This window comes from Ottowia caeni, from assembly GCF_050821495.1.
Taxonomy (GTDB): domain Bacteria; phylum Pseudomonadota; class Gammaproteobacteria; order Burkholderiales; family Burkholderiaceae_C; genus Ottowia; species Ottowia caeni.
The window spans coordinates 3,413,007-3,430,227 of record NZ_CP151080.1 but is presented as its reverse complement, the minus strand read 5'-3'; the positions used below and the strand labels follow the sequence as shown (position 1 = coordinate 3,430,227).

The window sequence follows — 17,221 nt, the reverse complement described above, 5'->3', positions numbered from 1 at the left end:
TGAGCGTCAGGCTCAATGGTCCTCGGCAGGTGCACCCGGTAAAGCCCGGTCACGTAGCATGGTCGCCGCTATGGCGCTGACGATGATCAGTGCCATGCCTATCCAACCGGTGAGCGGGATGTGATCACCAAAGAGAACAAGGCCGTAGAGCGCGGCAAATATGATGCCGGAGTATTGCAGGTTGACCACGACCATCGTGGCGCCTTGGTTGAAGGCGCGTGTCATGCAAAGCTGGGCCAGTGCCGCCAGTATGCCCATAGGCAGCAGCCACAGGCCCTCGATGCGAGCTAGTTCACTGGGGCCTTCTACCACGATGCCGGCAGCGCCCCCAATCACGGAGGCAATAGAAAAGTAGAAGACAGTACGGGTCTCGGACTCGCCAGCACGGCCGAGTGCAGCAACCTGCATGTAGGCCAGTCCTGCCAGCAGCCCCGACATAAGGCCTATCAGGCCGGCAAGAATCTGACCTTGATCAAGCGTTGGACGCAGCAGCATCAATACGCCGGCGAAGGTCGAAAGCACGGCCAACACCAACGGCCCCTGGCGGCGTATTTCGGTTAATTTCCCGGTGGCGAGGGTGCCGCCGACGACGAAGGCGGCAATCCATACACCGCTGGTGTAGTTCAGCGTGGTGGCAGTGGCCAGGGGCAGGTGGGCGATCGCGTAGAAGCTACCTGCCAATGCCGCCACGCCCACGACATTGCGCCATACATGCATCATGGGCACACTCGTGCGCAGCGAGACACCGCGCGAGCGTGCCAGGGCCAGCATGATGAATACGCCAATGACTCCCCTGTAGAACACGATTTCCAGCGCGCTGAAATAGGGCGACGCGTACTTCACGCAGACGCCCATGCTGGCGAACAGGAAGGACGCGGCAACCATCCAGATCGCGTGCATGGGTGAAGAGGTCTCAGGAACAAAAACGGCGCAGCAGCAGCGTGCGCCGGGGTCGGGGGTTTGGAAGCTTGCTTCAGGTGGTCAGAGACATGCCCATGGCGCGTCTGTACCACTCATGAAAATGCTGCATGCCATCTTCCATGGGGCTCTGGTAGGGGCCGACTTCGTTGTCGCCGCGCGCCAGGAGGGCCTTGCGGCCTGCGTCCATGCGCTCGGCGATCTCGTCGTCCTCAATGCAGGTTTCCATGTAGGCGGCGCGCTGCGCTTCGACGAATTCGCGCTCGAAGGCGACGATTTCCTCTGGGTAGTAAAACTCCACCATGTTCAGGGTCTTGTCGACGCTGATCGGGTGCAGTGTTGATACTGTCAGCACGTGCGGGTACCACTCGACCATGATGTGAGGGTAATAGGTGAGCCAGATGGCCCCGTGAGGTGGCATCTGGCCTTCACGGTATCGGAGCAGCTCGCGGTGCCAGCGCTCATACACCGGGCTACCAGGTTTGCCCAGTTTGCCGGCCACACCCACCGTTTGCACGGAATACTCCCGGCCAAATTCCCAGCTCAGGTCATCACAGGTGACGAACTGGCCCAGGCCTGGGTGGAAGGGGCCGACGTGGTAGTCCTCCAGATAGACCTCTATGAAGGTCTTCCAGTTGTAGTTGCACTCGTGCAACTCCACGTGATCAAGCGCGAAGCCTTCGAAGGACAGAGCTTGTCTTGGGCCCATTCCCGCGAGGTCGGCCGAGATGTCGCGGCCGTTGTCCTCGAAAAGGAGGCCATTCCACTCACGCAGCTTGTAGTTGTTGAGATTCAGGCAGGGGTCGTGCTTGAAATGCGGCGCTCCCAGGAGGTCGCCCTTGGGAGAGTAGGTCCAACGGTGCAAAGGGCAGACGATGTTGCCGCCCGCATGGCCTTTGCCCTCGTTTTGCAACGAGCCGCGGCCTTTGAGCATGACGGCCTGGCGGTGGCGGCAGACGTTGGAGACCAGCTCCACGCCGCCACTGTTGTTGCGCACCAGCGCGCGGCCCTCGGCTTCTTGTGGCAGGGCAAAATAGTCACCCGCGTACGGCACCGCCAGCTCGTGCCCCACGTAGCGGGGGCCGGACTGGAAGATAAGTTCCATTTCGCGCTGGAATAGCGCCTGGCTGAAATAACTGGAGACGGGAAGTTGGCTTGCCGCCTGCTGCAATTGAAGACTCAAATCAGACATGGTGTTCCGATCCAGACTCCCCCTATTAAGGGGCAGGTAGAAAGCGCTTGTGCATCCGAAGAGCGTAGGCGCATGAAACCCACGGGGTGAATCCCCATGGAAAGTTACCTTGGTTTTAAACAAGGGAACTTTCTATTCTAACTGAGAAACTTTCATTCGCGCCAGGCCTCTGTAGCATGGACCTGGAGGCTGGCTCTTTATTGTGTAAGCTCAAAGGCTTGGAGGCAGCGTTGTTTCTCGGCGGTCCGGCAAACCTGGCTCTTGACGGCCTAAAATGCGCAATTCTCCCCTTATCTTTCGATGTCCAAGAAATCCAACACCAGCGGGAGCGCGCCAATGCCCGCCAGTTACGGCGAAGCGGTGCAGCAACTCGAGCAACTGATCGTCGGACTTGAGTCCGGCCAGTTGCCGCTGGAAGATCTGCTGGCCAACTACCAGCGCGGCAGTGAACTGTTGACCTATTGTCGCGACCGCCTGCAAGCCGTAGAAGATCAGGTGCGGCTGTTGGACGACGGGGTGTTGAAGCCCTGGACTCCCGAGTAACGCCCTCATGACGTTTTCCCTGCTTGATTTTGATACCTGGTCCGCGAGCCAGTTGGCCCTGGTGGAACAGGCGCTTTCACAATGGGTGTCCGCCGATGCGCCCGCAGGTTTGGGCGAAGCCATGCGCTACGCCGTGCTCGACGGAGGCAAACGCCTGAGGCCGCTGCTGGTGCTTGGCGCATGCGAGGCCGCGGGTGGTCACGCCGCCGCTGCGCTCCGCGCGGCCTGCGCGGTGGAGTTGATCCATGCCTACTCGCTGGTCCATGACGACATGCCCTGCATGGACAACGATGTCCTGCGCCGCGGCAAGCCCACGGTCCACGTGCATTTCGGGGAGGCGCTGGCGCTTCTGGCGGGCGATGCCCTGCAGGCTTTGGCTTTCGAGTTGCTCACCCCTGGAGACAATTCGGTTCCACCCGCCATGCAGGCGGATCTTTGCCGCCTGCTCGCCGGTGCGGCAGGGGGCAACGGCATGGCGGGCGGACAGGCTATTGACCTGGCCAGCGTGGGGCAGCCGCTTTCAGAGCCCGAGCTGCGGGCCATGCATACGCTCAAGACCGGTCGGCTGCTGCAGGCCAGCGTGATGATGGGGGCGGCCTGTGCACATAAGCCACTGCCGCCCGCGGCCCAGGCGGCGCTGGCCGAGTATGGCGCGGCCATCGGGCTGGCATTTCAGGTGGTAGATGACATTCTCGATGTCACCTCCGATTCCGCGGTTCTTGGCAAGACAGCCGGCAAAGACGCCGCATCAGATAAACCCACTTACGTATCGCTTATGGGGCTGGAGCGTTCCCAGGCACTGGCTGATGAGTTGCTGGCCGATGCGCACAGGGCGCTGCTCGAGAGCGATTTGCCCAATGTGTCCCGGTTACGCGCATTGGCCGAGTTGGTGGTAAAACGAAAATCATGAACTCTTCTCTGAGTTGTCTGGTGCCTCCGCACCGCGCAGGCGTGACCTGCGGCCCGCAAAAGTCAGCTCTGCGGAGGCTTGCGAATGGCTTGCTCCGCAAATGTCTGAATGGCGGATCGGGGAACGGAAAAAATGAATTACTGACATGAGTTACCCGCATCTCGATACCATCGACAGTCCGTCTGATCTGCGGCGAATTCCGCGCGGACAACTGAAGGCACTGGCTGACGAATTGCGCGATTGTGTGCTGCAGAACGTAGCCCGCACCGGCGGCCACCTGAGCTCTAACCTGGGAACAGTGGAGCTCACGGTTGCGCTGCATTACGTTTTCAACACGCCTTACGACCGGCTGGTTTGGGATGTGGGTCATCAGACCTACCCACACAAAATGCTTACAGGTCGGCGCGATCGTATGCCTACTCTGCGCCAGTTGGGCGGCCTTTCCGGTTTTCCGCAGCGTTCAGAAAGCGAGTACGACACCTTTGGAACGGCCCACTCCTCCACGAGCATTTCTGCTGCGCTGGGTATGGCGCTGGCTGCTCGCCAAAAGGGCGAGGACCGGCATGCGGTGGCGATCATCGGCGATGGCGCCATGACCGCCGGCATGGCCTTTGAAGCTCTGAACAACGCCGGGGTTGAAGACTGCAAGCTACTGGTGGTGCTGAACGACAACGACATGTCCATCAGCCCTCCGGTGGGCGCGCTCAATCGTTACCTGGCGCAGTTGATGAGTGGACAGTTCTATGCCGCGGCCAAGAACGTGGGCAAAAATGTGCTGAAGGTGGCGCCACCGCTATTCGAGCTGGCCAAGCGGCTGGAGCAGCAGGCCAAGGGCATGGTGGTGCCTGCCACGTTGTTTGAGAAATTCGGCTTCAACTATGTTGGCCCCATTGATGGGCACGACCTCGAGTCGCTCATTCCCACTCTTGAGAACATCCGGCAACTCGACGGCCCGCAGTTCCTGCATGTGGTCACAAAAAAAGGCCATGGCTACAAGCTGGCGGAAGCAGACCCCGTGGCCTACCATGGTCCCGGAAAATTTGATCCTGCCGTGGGTCTGGTGAAGCCGGTCACTCCACCCAAGCCCACGTTCACCCAGGTTTTCGGTCAGTGGTTGTGCGACATGGCTGAGAAAGACAGGCGTCTGGTAGGCATTACGCCCGCCATGCGCGAGGGTTCGGGCATGGTGGAATTTCACCGCCGTTTTCCGGATCGCTACTACGATGTCGGCATCGCGGAGCAGCATGCGGTCACGTTTGCTGCAGGGCTGGCTTGCGAGGGACTCAAGCCCGTGGTGGCCATCTACTCCACGTTCCTGCAGCGTGCCTACGACCAGTTGATCCACGACGTGGCCATTCAGAATCTGCCCGTGGTCTTCGCGCTCGACCGGGCTGGCCTCGTTGGGGCTGATGGAGCCACGCACGCTGGCAACTACGACATTGCCTTCTTGCGTACGATTCCCAATGTCAGCGTGGCATGCCCCGCAGATGAGCGTGAATGCCGCCAATTGCTCACCACGGCCTACGAACAGGATCACCCTGTTGCGGTGCGGTATCCGCGTGGAGCGGGCGTGGGTGTTCAGTCTCTGCCTGAGTTGGACGCACTGCCATTTGGCAAGGGCGAAATAAGGCGTGAGGGGTCTCGCATCGCCATACTCGCCTTCGGCACCATGCTCTACCCGGCACTTGAGGCTGCCGAGCGCATGAATGCTACAGTGGTGAACATGCGCTGGGCCAAGCCGCTTGACCTCGACCTGCTGCTGCAGTTGGCCGCGCGCCACGATGCCCTGGTCACTGTTGAAGAGGGTGCCATTATGGGGGGCGGGCAGCGCGGTCAGTGAGGCGCTGCAGGCCGAACGCGTGGTCAAACCTCTGCTCCAGCTCGGTCTGCCAGACAAATTTATAGAGCACGGTGATCCCGCAAAATTGCTAGCCCTGCAGGGCCTCGACGCGGCAGGCATCGAGGCTTCCGTGCGAAACCGCTTTGGAGATTTTCTGATCGGTGAGAGTGCTGCGTTGCCGACTTTGAAGGCCGTGGCGTGATTTTCAACGTAGGAAGCCCTGGGGGTGAATCCCTAATGGCTTGCGGCAGGCGGCGCACCTACACTGTGCGTTCTTAAATTTCGTTACTTCATGTCAAGGAGTGTGTTCACTATGGATCGTCGTTCACTTATCAAGAATACTGGCATTGCTGGTGTTCTGGCCGCAGGCGTAGCGCCTGCTGTGCATGCCCAGGCGGCGGTGCGTTGGCGCCTGGCTTCCAGTTTCCCGAAATCACTGGACACCATTTTCGGCAGCGCCGAGAAGCTGTCGGAAACTGTGAAGGCCATGTCGGGCGGCAAGTTCGAGATCTCGGTTCACCCTGCGGGCGAACTGATGCCAGCCTTTGGTGTGGTGGATGCACTGGAAAAAGACACCATCGACATGGCCCAAACCGCGGCCTATTACTTCACTGGCAAGGATCCGGTCTTCGCGTTCAGCTGCGCCGTGCCTTTCGGCCTGACCACGCTGCAAATGATGGCTTGGAAGGACCATGGAAACGGTCGCAAGTATCTAGACGCTTTCTTCGAGAAATACAACTTCCGTACGGCCAGCGCCGGCAATACCACCACCCAGATGGGCGGCTGGTACCGTAAGGAAATCAAGAGCGTGGCCGACTTCAAGGGTCTGAAAATGCGCCTGGGCGGCGGTGTGTTTGGCGAATCCATGGCCAAGCTGGGCGTGGTCGCGCAAAACATGCCTGCAGGCGATGTCTATCAGGCTCTGGAAAAAGGCACCCTGGACGCCGTTGAGTTCGTTGGCCCATACGATGACGAGAAGCTGGGCTACAACAAGGTGGCGCCTTTCTACTACTACCCCGGCTGGTGGGAAGGCGGCGCTGACCTGGAGTTCTTCATCAACCTCAAGAAGTTCAACCAGCTGTCGTCTGAAAACAAGGCTATCCTGAACGCCGCCACTCGGGTCGCCGCGATGGATATGACCTCCAAGTACCAGGCCGTGAACCCGATCGCCCTCAAGCGCCTGGTCGCCAATAAGACCCAACTGAAGGCTTTCCCCAAGGCCGTTATTGACGCAGGCTTCAAGACCGCCATGGAGGTGTTCAAGGAGCACGAGGCGAAGTCCCCGGAATTCAAGAAAATTCACCAGGACATGCGAGCCTTCCAGCGCGACCAGATCCTGTGGAACCGCTTCTCGGAGTTTCCGTTCAACCAGTACATCAACAGCGTCAAGATCTGATGAGTACAGGGCAGGGCGCGTCATGCGCCCTGAAGCAAGAAAGCCACCGAAAGGTGGCTTTCTTGTTGGAGGACTCCCAGGTGCGCATCGCGGGCCTGGGCTCTGGGATACGGCGTTACTTGCTGCTTTCCGTGGCTGCGCCTGACGGAGTCAGGGCGTCCTGCATGGCCTTGGAAGGGTCGTCTGCTCCGTAGCCGCCTGCGTCGCTTGCTGGCGATTCAGGCTCCGGCGCAGCAGTTCCTCCGCTTTCGGTCTGGGCCTCACCCGGTTGTGCTGCGAAAGGATTGTCGGAGCCGTAACTCTCGTTGCTCTGGAGGGCGTCCATCATCTGGGTGCCCACGGCCTCCATGTTCACCTCGACCTTCTTGTCCAGGTTGCCAGTCACCAGACCCGGGAAGGCAATCAAAATGCCAACCATCGTCAACTGCATGATCAGGAACGGAATGGCGCCCTTGTAAATTTGCATGGTCGTGACGGGGTCCATCACTTTGCCGGTCACGCGGTCCACGTAGGGCTTTTCGGGGGCTACTGACCGTAGGAAGAACAGGGCGAAGCCAAAAGGCGGGTGCAGGAACGATGTCTGCATGTTCACCGCCAGCAGAACCCCGAACCAGATCAGGTCGATCCCGAGTTTGTCTGCCACCGGCGCCAGTAGTGGAACCACAATGAACGAGAGTTCAAAGTAGTCAAGGAAGAACGCCAGGAAGAAAATCATGACGTTGACCAGCACCAGAAAGCCTATCTGACCTCCTGGAAGGTCCGCCAGCAGATGCTCCACCCATTTGGGGCCGTCGGCGGCCTGGAACACCAGGCTGAACATGGTGGCGCCGATCAAGATGAACATCACGAACGACGCCAGTTTGGTGGTCGACGCTAGCGCTTGCTTGAGCAGAGACCAGCTCATCCTCCTCCGGAGCCAAGCCATGATGAGCGCGCCCACGGCACCCATGGCGCCGCCTTCGGTGGGGGTGGCTACTCCGAGAAAGATGGTGCCGAGAACCAGGAAAATCAGCAATAGCGGAGGAATCAGCACAAAAGTGACGCGCTCGGCCAGCTTAGACAGCAGTCCCAGCTTGCTGACTCGGTTGATGACCGCAATGAGCCAAGCCACGAAAACGCCGCCGCACATGGCTACGACCACTTTCTCGTCGGTGGGCACGGATTCCACCAACTCACCTTGCCACCAAGTATGAATCTCGGGCATGCGGGATGCCAGGAAGTAGGAGACGATTGCGGAAAGCCCTGCCAGCAATGCGAGCGAGGTATAGCCGTCGCTTCCGTCCGGCTCGCGCAACGTGCGCGCTTCTGGGGGCAATGCCGGCAGCGTTTTGGGCCGGAAGATGGCGAGCGTCAGTATCCACAATACGTACATTCCTACCAGTATGAAGGCCGGCACGAACGCGCCTTTGTACATGTCGCCGACACTTCGACCGAGCTGGTCCGCCATGATGATGAGCACCAGCGAAGGAGGAATGATCTGCGCCAGTGTTCCCGAGGCTGCGATCACGCCGCTTGCGAGTCGCCGGTCATAGCCGTACCTCAGCATGATGGGCATGGAGATCAGGCCCATTGAGATGACTGAGGCCGCTACCACGCCGGTGGTGGCCGCCAGCAGAGCGCCCACAAAGACAACCGCCAGCGCCAAGCCGCCGCGCATGGAGCCGAAAACCTGCCCCACCGTGTCGAGCAGATCCTCCGCCATGCCGCTTCGTTCGAGAACCAGGCCCATCAAGGTGAAGAAAGGCACGGCCAGTAAAGTGTCGTTGGCCATGATGCCGATCAGCCGCTGAGGCAACCACTCAATGACCGATGAAGGGAAGATTCCCATCTCGATGCCCAGGAAGCCAAAGACCAGGCCACAGGCGCCCAGACTGAAGGCCACTGGGAAGCCCAGCAGCAAAAAGAAAATCAGGCCCACGAACATGATCGGGGCAAAATTGGTGGCAATGAATTCCATAGTGCTTAACCCTGTAACCCGGCTGTTCAGCGTGCCTGCGGTGCAGGAGTGGAAGTGTTGACGCTTGCTTCTGCGATCGCTTGCTGGCGCAACGCTTCGGCCAGTTCTTCTTCCGCAGATTTATCGGTCAGTCGGCCCATCGGGTCGGGGCCCTGGCCGCGCAGGAAGGCTACGCGCTTGATGAGTTCAGACCAACCCTGCAGCATGAGCAGGGAGAACCCGACCGGCAGAGCCAGCCACACGGGCCAGCGAATGAGGCCTCCCGGATTGCCAGACATTTCGCCCGACTGATATTTTTCCATAACCAACGGTGTGCATAGATAAATTGCAACCAGACACAGCGGGGTAAGAAAGAAGATAAAGCCAATGATGTCGATCCAAACCTGCGTGCGCTTGGAGAGTCTGCTGTTCACGACGTCAATGCGCACATGCTCCCGGTGCAGCAGGGTATAGCCAGCTGCTACGAGGAAAGACCAGGCGTACAAATACCATTGCACTTCCAGGAACCCGTTAGAGCTGTAATTGAAAACCTTGCGCACCACCGCATTCAGTGCACTGATCACGGTGGCGGCAAAAATAAGCCAGATAACCGACTTGCCCACCAGGGCGTTGAGCCAATCAATGGCTCTGGAAAACTTGATAAGCGCTTGCATCGGGGTCTCCGGTTTAATTGGCGCAATGTCTAAAAATGGCGTGTGGCTCGCCGTTTGGGCACGCTGATAGCCAGAAAGAGGTGAACGATTGTAATGAGCACCACGGAATAAGGCATGAGGGGGTATCCCTTGGGTTCGGATTTTGTTCAGGCATTGGCATAGGCGCTTCTTTGCCTCGCCCCGCTGGAGGCAGAAAGGCTCAAGAGAACTCGCTTTTGGGAACGCGTGGCGGTTTGCCAAGCGATTCGAAAGCCTGGGACCAGGCGCCCGTCGGCGCGCCAAGTCTGACAGGCGCCTTGCCGGCGGTGGCTTGGCGTTTGTCTATTTGGCCATGAATAGAACGGCTGATTTCATGCCAGCAATCGTGAGCAGCAGTGAACCACTCAAATGGAGGGTCACTGTCGCCAAGGCTTGCGTGTAGCGCTGCTGCAGGAGCATGTCGACCACCTCCGCACTGAAGCTGGAAAATGTGGTCAATGCGCCCAGAAAGCCGGTAATTAACGCCATTCTCCAGAGGGGATCGATTTCTGGATGATGATGGAAGACCGACACGCAGATTCCAATCAAATAGCCGCCGATCATATTGGCCGCCAGTGTGCCCCAAGGCAGCCAGGCGCCGGGCTGGTTCAACCACCCGCCTAGTTGCCAGCGGGCGAGGGCGCCTACGCATGCGCCGAGACAGATGGCGATGACTGTGAGCATGCAGGGGTTTGCTTAGTATGCTTCCACGATCCGGCCGCGTTCCACTAAAAGGGCGGATCCTCATCGTCTGCCACAGGCGTGGGCGCAAGTGCGCCTAAGGTGGCTGCGCCTGATGCAGGTGCGCTTGGTGCGGCTGGCGTGAAGTTGGCATTGGCGCCGAGGTCTCCCGGCTCCGATTCACCGCCCAATGCTTCGATCAGAGCCGGAATCAGAGCGCCGAGTTCGCCTGTGGCAAGAGCTACGTCGGCATCGAAACGATCTTCATCTTTGTCCTGCGTGCCTTCTTCGAAGACGCCTTCCTGGAACGCGATCTTCTTGAGCTGAAGCGTCTCCGTCAGTGTGAAGCTCACCCGGCCTTGCCAGCCCAACGCCAGCTTGGTTGGCAGCTTCCCTTCTCGGATGTGCTGCCGCACCTCGTCGGTCGCCAGGTCATGTCGGGTGAATTTGACGACAGCGGGTTGTTCGCCACTGCCTTTGAGCTCGCATTCACGCTCGACGTGAAAAGCATCGGGCAGTTCGTCTGCGGATTCGGCCGCCAGCCAAGCCGACATGGCCCCTTGTGGCGAATGTTTGGTCTGCAGCAAGCTGACGGAAAAACCTTGCCCGGATACCCGCGACAAGCTGGTGATGATCTCGTCTGCCTTGCCCTGGGCGCTGGCATCCAGAACCAGCCAGCGGTTCTCGGGATCAATCCACAGAGTAACCTGGCTGCGACGTGGGAAGGCCTGCGGCAGCAGCGCCAGCAGGGCATCGTCGCGAATGTCGCGAGCTTCTTTCTTGCCGGGTTTGCGCCCAGTGGTCCGCTCGATCTCGTCGATGGCTTCCTGGGTTTTGCTCCGCACGGCGTCGCCTGGTACGGCCTTTGTCTCAATGGCCAGCCGAGCGATCCACTGGCCCGCGACTGTTTCTACCAGCGCGCCGTGCTCGTGGCCACGTGGCGGAACCCAGCCGCTTGATTTTTGTTGTGTGGCTCCACATGGCGAGAAGGGCTCGTTGGCCAAGGCTTCTTCCAGTTGGGCTGCCGTGGTCGGCCAGTCTGCGCCGAGGCGATACAGCATCAAATTCTTGAACACGAAAACTCTACCTAGTGACTTGCGGCCCACAGGGCCCGGATTGGCATCTTAGCGACAACCAGAGGAAAAAATACGGCTCGGCGGGTTATAGCTCTTCAATACGCCGGGGCGGGAAGCTGTCCCATGCCTGGCAGCCAGGGCATTGCCAAAAATACGCTTTCGCCTCAAAGCCGCAGGCAGCGCAGCGATAGCGTGCAAGGGGGCGTGCAGCGTGATCCAGAGATTGCTGTACGGTCGGGTGCGCTTCCTCGTGAGCGAGTGGCTCTTCGGCTAACCAGCGCGCAGCGGCAATCAAGGAAGGTTCCTGCTGCATGTGGCGTACATACCACTGGCGGGCTTCCTCGGCAGGTGTGCCGCAGGCGATTTCGCCTTGTACAAGGGCTTCTGCTACGTCCAGGGAGGGGGACTCGGCATGGCTTTGCTGCAGCAAGGCCATTGCCAAGGGAGTTTGCTGGCAGGCTTGGGCGGCATGCAACATTTCTCCGGCTATCAATGGAACGGCCTGTGGAGCATGCTGCTTGACGCTCGCCAACATGTCGAATGCACCTTGATGATCTTCTTGCTTGGCCAGCAACGCAGCCAGCTGAATTCGGGGGCGAGCGGCATCAGGGGCATCCTGAATCGCTTCTTCCAGGAGCTTGCGTGCGGAAACAGGGTTTTGCTCGCGATTGAGCGCGGTGGATGCTTGCTCGCACAGGTAATGGGCGAGTCGGCTGGCGAAATCGCCGTGCCCTGCTTGCTGCAAGCGCTGGGCAATCTCTGCCGCTTTCACCCAATCCCGCGAGCGCTCATAGATGGCCAGCAGAGTGAGCCAGCCTTGCTCTTGAAGACGCGTGCCTTCAAGCCTTTGCAGGGCGTCCTCGGCACGGTCGAGCAGCCCGGCCTTCAGGAAGTCTAGCGACAAGGCGTACTGCGCTCGTTCACGGTCACTCTTGGCCAAGTCTGCTCGAGAAAGGAGGTGTTCATGCACTCGCACGGCGCGCTCATACTCCCCCTGCGTCGAAACAGGTTGCCCAGGGCGAAGTGCAGCTCCGAGGTGTCCGGGTCGTTTTGCACCGCCTCTATGAATGCGTCGATGGCCTGATCCTGCTGTTCGTTCAGCAGATAGTTAAGACCCTTGAAATACGCTTTGGGAGCCTGCCGATTCTCGATGCGCAACTGGCGCAGATCCAGGCGTGAAGCCAGCCAACCGAGGGCGAAAGCCATCGGTACGCCGAGCAGGATCCAGCTAATATCAAATTCCATGCGGAGGTGTCGGCGGTAGGGGGTGTCGGTGTGCGCGCCGGGGCCGGTTGGCAAGGCGGGCTGGGTTAGCGTGGCTCTGCGTCTCCACCACCCGGGCAGCATGCCTAGCACGCCCACCACTACGCCGAACGCAAACGCCGCCAGAACGATCAGCATCATGGGGCCGCGCCACTGATGGCCGAAAAGCAGGTGCACCGTAGCATCGTGCTGATTATTCAGCGCGAAAGCAAACAAGGCAAAAAAATGGCTGCCTTCAGTATCCACTTCAGCAGCCGGCTGAGCTTGGTCATAGATTCTCTTCCCGAGCGGGCAGATTCTATGCCATGGCACGAAAGTCGCTCAGCAAATTATTCTGTGTCCACAGATTGTGCGCCAACCGTTTCACGCAAGGCCTTGCCTGGCTTGAAGTGTGGAACGCGCCGTTCCGGGATCTGCACGCTTTCACCCGTACGCGGGTTGCGCCCTACGCGAGGTGCGCGGCGATTGATCGAAAAGCTGCCAAAGCCCCTGATCTCGATCCTGTGGCCGCGCGTCAAGGCGTCACTCATGGTGTCGAGAATGGTCTTGACGGCTGCTTCTGCGTCGCGGTGTGTGAGCTGACCAAATCGCTCGGCCAGCAGTTCAACTAGATCTGATCGAGTCATTATATGCTTAACACGCCAAGAAGCAGGGCGGACTGTCCTTCAACGTGAATCAACTCCGGATTCCCCATTTGATCAAGGGCACCCGTGGAACAGGCATTGCCTGTCCACTGGATGCGCCGCCCCGACAGGGGGAGGCGCCTTCAAGCGCCTCCGGGGTGGGCCTGCTTACTTGTCGCTGGAGTCCAGCTTGGCACGCAGCAGTGCGCCCAGGCTGGTGGTGCCGGCGTGCTCACGGGAAGCTTGCTGGCTCAGCGATTGCATGGCTTCCTGCTGGTCGACGGCGTCCTTGGCCTTGACCGACAGCTGGATGTTACGAGTCTTGCGATCTACGTTGACCACCACTGCCGTCACTTCGTCGTCGACCTTCAGCACTTGGCTGGCGTCTTCCACGCGATCACGGCTGATTTCGGAGGCACGCAGGTAGCCTATGACGTCGTTGCCGAGATCGATTTCGGCGCCACGCGCATCTACGGTCTTGACCTTGCCGCTCACAACCTGGCCCTTGTCGTTCACTGTCACGAAAGTGGTGAACGGGTCTTGGTCGAGCTGCTTGATGCCAAGGCTGATACGCTCGCGATCCACATCAACTGCCAGCACGATGGCTTCAACTTCCTGGCCCTTCTTGTAGTTGCGCACGGCGGCTTCGCCAGGCTCGTTCCAAGACAGGTCGGACAGGTGCACCAGGCCGTCGATGCCAGCGGCCAAGCCCACGAACACGCCGAAGTCGGTGATCGACTTGATGGGGCCTTTGACGCGGTCGCCGCGCTTGGTGTTTTGAGCGAACTCTTGCCAAGGGTTGGCACGGCATTGTTTCATGCCCAGGGAGATGCGGCGCTTGTCTTCGTCGATCTCGAGAACCATGATCTCGACTTCGTCACCCAGCGACACGATCTTGGATGGAGCAATGTTCTTGTTGGTCCAGTCCATTTCGGACACGTGCACCAAGCCTTCGATACCTGGCTCCAGCTCGACGAACGCACCGTAGTCGGCAATGTTGGTGACCTTGCCGAACATGCGGGTGCCTTGCGGATAACGGCGGCCAACGCCCATCCATGGGTCGTCGCCCATCTGCTTGAGGCCCAGGCTGACACGGTTTTTCTCGGTGTCGAACTTGAGGATCTTGGCGCTGATTTCCTGACCGGCAGTGACCACCTCGGAGGGGTGGCGTACGCGGCGCCAAGCCATGTCGGTGATGTGCAGCAGGCCGTCAATGCCACCCAGGTCGACGAATGCGCCGTATTCTGTGATGTTCTTGACCACGCCATGCACGATGGCGCCTTCCTTCAGCGTTTCCATCAGCTTGGCGCGTTCTTCGCCCATGCTGGCTTCCACGACTGCGCGGCGCGAAAGCACCACGTTGTTGCGCTTGCGGTCGAGCTTGATAACCTTGAACTCCAACGTTTTGTTTTCGTAGGGAGTCAGATCCTTGGTGGGGCGTGTGTCGACCAGCGAACCGGGCAGGAATGCGCGGATGCCGTTGACCAGAACGGTCAGGCCGCCTTTGACCTTGCCGCTGGTGGTGCCGGTGACGAAGTCGCCGGATTCGAGCGCGCGCTCAAGTGCCAGCCAAGAGGCCAGACGCTTGGCAGTGTCGCGGCTCAGAATGGTGTCGCCGTAGCCGTTTTCGATGGAGCCGATGGCCACGGGAACAAACGCGCCTGGCTCGACCTCGACCTCGCCCTGGTCGTTCTTGAATTCGTCGATTGGAATGTAGGCTTCAGATTTCAGCCCAGCATTGACGACGACAAAGTTGTGTTCGACACGCACCACTTCGGCAGTGATGACTTCGCCTGGGCGCATTTCGGTACGCTGCAGGGATTCCTCGAACAGGGCGGCAAAAGATTCAGACATTAAAGGTTTCCTGAAGTCCGGGAGACAGGTCTTACGGTGGCGGAATTGCCAACGTTTGCTGAAGCTGCCTACGGACATGGGTGCGGTTGGAGACCGCGGTTAGAGTTACTAAAAACCACCGGCTTGAGAGCTGCGCAAGCGCCGCTAGAACAACTTGGTGGAACCGAAGAGCGCTTGATCGGGCGTATGTCCTTGATTGGGCTACGCCGTAGATCTCGCGTTTGTTGGGCGGTCCGTGCCGCTGGAATCCGCAGCCTGGGTCAGGTTCCGGATTTCAAGAGGTAAACGGTTGCCGCTCTTGCCACCACTCAAGTACCTGATTGACCGAAGCTTCAATGGTCAATTGGGAGTTGTCTAGCAGCAATGCGTCCTGCGCGGGTTTCAATGGCGCGATGGAGCGGTTTCTGTCCTGCTCGTCGCGCGCCTCCAAATCGGCGCGAAGGGTCAGCATTTTAGCGCTTATTCCCTTGGAAATCAATTGTTTATAGCGTCGCTCCGCGCGTTTTGCCGCATCGGCTGTCAGGTAGACCTTGAGGGGTGCGTTCGGGAAGATCACGGTGCCCATGTCGCGCCCGTCTGTCACAAGGCCTGGTAACCGAGCAAAGTCGCGCTGCAGGCTCAGCAGTGCCTCGCGTACGCGGGGCAAAGCCGATACGGCCGAGGCGTCCATGCCAGCGGCCTCCGTGCGAATGGCTTCGGAGACCTCTTCGCCGCTCAACCAGATTCGCTCTGCCGAAAACTTAACCGGAAGCGTGCGCGCCAGCTCGGCGATACGGGTCTCGTGTGCAGCGTCCAGTTCCAAGCCTTGCCGACGGGCTGCGAAGCCCGTCAGGCGGTACAGTGCACCGGAGTCGAGATAGTGGTAACCCAGTTGTCGGGCCAGTTCGCTGGCCAGGGTTCCCTTCCCGGACGCGGTGGGGCCGTCCACGCAGATGACGGGCACCGCGGCAGAAGGCTGCGCAACTGAGAAAAGGGCTTCAAAATAATCTGGGAAGGTCTTGGCGACGCATTTTGGGTCTTCAATGCGAACAGGCAAGCCTGCCGGGTTGAGTGCTGCCAGCGAGCCGCACATGGCCATGCGGTGATCGTCGTACGTGTGCAGGACGGCCGCCTGCCATGCAGTGGGCGGGTTGATCCGAATGAAATCTGGCCCCTCTTCCACTTCGGCCCCAAGCTTGCGTAGCTCCTTTGCCATGGCGGCAATGCGATCGGTTTCCTTCACGCGCCAGCTAGCGATGTTGCGCAACAGACTCGGCCCGTCGGCATAAAGGGCCATGACAGCCAAGGTCATGGCGGCATCCGGTATGTGGTTGCAGTCAAGGTCGATGGCCTTGAGCGGCCAGGTACCTCGAGAAACTTCCAGCCAGTTGGGGCCACTTCGCACCTGCGCACCCATCTGGATGGCGGCCTCCACGAAGCGGATGTCGCCCTGGATCGATTCTTGCCCCACACCCTCTATTCGCAGCCCGGATTCCTGGCCGCTGGTGTTTCCCGCCATGGCTCCGAGGGCTATGAAGTAGCTGGCGGAGGAGGCGTCGGCCTCAACGTGGATTTCGCCGGGCGATCGGTAGCGGGTGCCTGCGGGAATGACAAAGCGCGACCAGCCCTGGCGGTGCACATCGACGCCGAAGCGCGCCATCAGTTTGAGGGTGATCTCCACGTATGGACGGGAGATCAGTTCGCCAACCACCTCAATCACGATATCGGCAGCACCCGGGCGGTTTGCCGCGAGCGGTAGGGCCATGAGCAGGGCAGTGAGAAACTGGCTTGATACGTCGCCACGGACGGGCACCGGCGTATCGAGTTTCAGGCTGGGCTCGCCAATGTGGAGCGGCGGGTAACCGGGCTGCCCTAAGTACGTCAGCTGGCATCCGAGGGTGCGCAGCGCATCTACCAGGTCGCCAATGGGGCGCTCGTGCATGCGGGGAATCCCGCTCAAGGAATAGTCTCCGCCAAGCACAGCCAGCGCGGCAGTGAGAGGGCGCATGGCGGTGCCGGCGTTGCCCAGGAAGAGCTCCGCCTGGCGGTTGGGTGTTTTGCCGCCAAGGCCTTCTATGATGGTGCGGCTGTCTTCTTGGGCAACTCCGCAGCCGAGCTGGCGCAAGGCCTCCAGCATGACGCGGGTGTCGTCTGAGTCTAGTAGGTCGTGCACCACGGTGCGGCCTTCGCACAGGGCGGCCAGCAACAGAACACGGTTGGAAATGCTCTTGGAGCCGGGCAGCCGTACGGTGCCGCTGACCGCCCCAAGGGCGGGAATATCTAGGAACTCGGTGTCGAACACGATCTACTGCGATCTC

12 protein-coding genes and 3 pseudogenes are annotated in these 17,221 nt (G+C 59.9%); 4 read left to right on the top strand and 11 right to left on the bottom strand.

Annotated features, from left to right (window positions below):
• Positions 1-12 precede the first annotated feature (12 nt).
• Together AAAK34_RS16160 and AAAK34_RS16155 are read right to left on the bottom strand one after the other, a co-directional pair.
• On the bottom strand, positions 13-900 hold the full coding sequence (locus AAAK34_RS16160) for a DMT family transporter (RefSeq protein WP_231694315.1): 888 nt from the start codon (positions 898-900) through the stop codon (positions 13-15).
• A gap of 73 nt (positions 901-973) precedes the next feature.
• Positions 974-2,110 (bottom strand): aromatic ring-hydroxylating oxygenase subunit alpha, encoded by a 1,137-nt coding sequence (locus AAAK34_RS16155; protein ID WP_231694316.1) that lies wholly within the window; start codon positions 2,108-2,110, stop codon positions 974-976.
• 300 nt (positions 2,111-2,410) lie between these two features.
• On the opposite strand from AAAK34_RS16155, the gene xseB reads away from it, so the two are divergent.
• From xseB to AAAK34_RS16135, 4 genes and pseudogenes are all read left to right on the top strand, one after another.
• A complete protein-coding gene (gene xseB, locus AAAK34_RS16150) occupies positions 2,411-2,653 on the top strand; it encodes an exodeoxyribonuclease VII small subunit (RefSeq protein WP_431777477.1) in 243 nt (80 codons plus the stop codon).
• A 7-nt stretch (positions 2,654-2,660) separates the two neighbouring features.
• Positions 2,661-3,563, top strand: coding sequence for a polyprenyl synthetase family protein (locus AAAK34_RS16145; protein WP_231694318.1), 903 nt, complete (start codon positions 2,661-2,663; stop codon positions 3,561-3,563).
• 145 nt (positions 3,564-3,708) lie between these two features.
• Positions 3,709-5,605, top strand: a pseudogene (dxs, locus tag AAAK34_RS16140) (1-deoxy-D-xylulose-5-phosphate synthase).
• A gap of 111 nt (positions 5,606-5,716) precedes the next feature.
• A complete protein-coding gene (locus AAAK34_RS16135; RefSeq protein ID WP_231694320.1) occupies positions 5,717-6,799 on the top strand; it encodes a TRAP transporter substrate-binding protein in 1,083 nt (360 codons plus the stop codon).
• A 115-nt stretch (positions 6,800-6,914) separates the two neighbouring features.
• On the opposite strand, the gene AAAK34_RS16130 is transcribed toward AAAK34_RS16135, so the two are convergent.
• The 9 genes and pseudogenes from AAAK34_RS16130 to AAAK34_RS16090 all read right to left on the bottom strand — a co-directional run bounded on the left by AAAK34_RS16130 (position 6,915) and on the right by AAAK34_RS16090 (position 17,205).
• On the bottom strand, positions 6,915-8,756 hold the full coding sequence (locus AAAK34_RS16130; protein ID WP_231694321.1) for a TRAP transporter large permease: 1,842 nt from the start codon (positions 8,754-8,756) through the stop codon (positions 6,915-6,917).
• 26 nt (positions 8,757-8,782) lie between these two features.
• The gene (locus tag AAAK34_RS16125; RefSeq protein ID WP_231694322.1) at positions 8,783-9,409 is read right to left on the bottom strand and encodes a TRAP transporter small permease subunit; all 627 of its coding nucleotides are present in this window, start codon (positions 9,407-9,409) and stop codon (positions 8,783-8,785) included.
• A 321-nt stretch (positions 9,410-9,730) separates the two neighbouring features.
• A complete protein-coding gene (gene crcB, locus AAAK34_RS16120) occupies positions 9,731-10,111 on the bottom strand; it encodes a fluoride efflux transporter CrcB (RefSeq protein WP_231694323.1) in 381 nt (126 codons plus the stop codon).
• Between the two features lie 44 nt (positions 10,112-10,155).
• Positions 10,156-11,184, bottom strand: a complete 1,029-nt coding sequence (locus AAAK34_RS16115; RefSeq protein ID WP_231694324.1) for a recombination-associated protein RdgC — start codon at positions 11,182-11,184, stop codon at positions 10,156-10,158.
• Positions 11,185-11,269: 85 nt separating this feature from the next.
• Positions 11,270-12,429 (bottom strand): annotated as a pseudogene (gene lapB / locus AAAK34_RS16110) (lipopolysaccharide assembly protein LapB).
• Between the two features lie 78 nt (positions 12,430-12,507).
• A pseudogene (locus tag AAAK34_RS16105) lies at positions 12,508-12,693 on the bottom strand (lipopolysaccharide assembly protein LapA domain-containing protein); the annotation flags it as partial.
• An 83-nt stretch (positions 12,694-12,776) separates the two neighbouring features.
• Positions 12,777-13,073, bottom strand: coding sequence for an integration host factor subunit beta (locus AAAK34_RS16100; RefSeq protein WP_231694327.1), 297 nt, complete (start codon positions 13,071-13,073; stop codon positions 12,777-12,779).
• Positions 13,074-13,238: 165 nt separating this feature from the next.
• Positions 13,239-14,924, bottom strand: coding sequence for a 30S ribosomal protein S1 (rpsA, locus tag AAAK34_RS16095; protein ID WP_231694328.1), 1,686 nt, complete (start codon positions 14,922-14,924; stop codon positions 13,239-13,241).
• 274 nt (positions 14,925-15,198) lie between these two features.
• Positions 15,199-17,205, bottom strand: coding sequence for a bifunctional 3-phosphoshikimate 1-carboxyvinyltransferase/cytidylate kinase (locus AAAK34_RS16090; protein WP_231694329.1), 2,007 nt, complete (start codon positions 17,203-17,205; stop codon positions 15,199-15,201).
• Positions 17,206-17,221 lie beyond the last annotated feature (16 nt).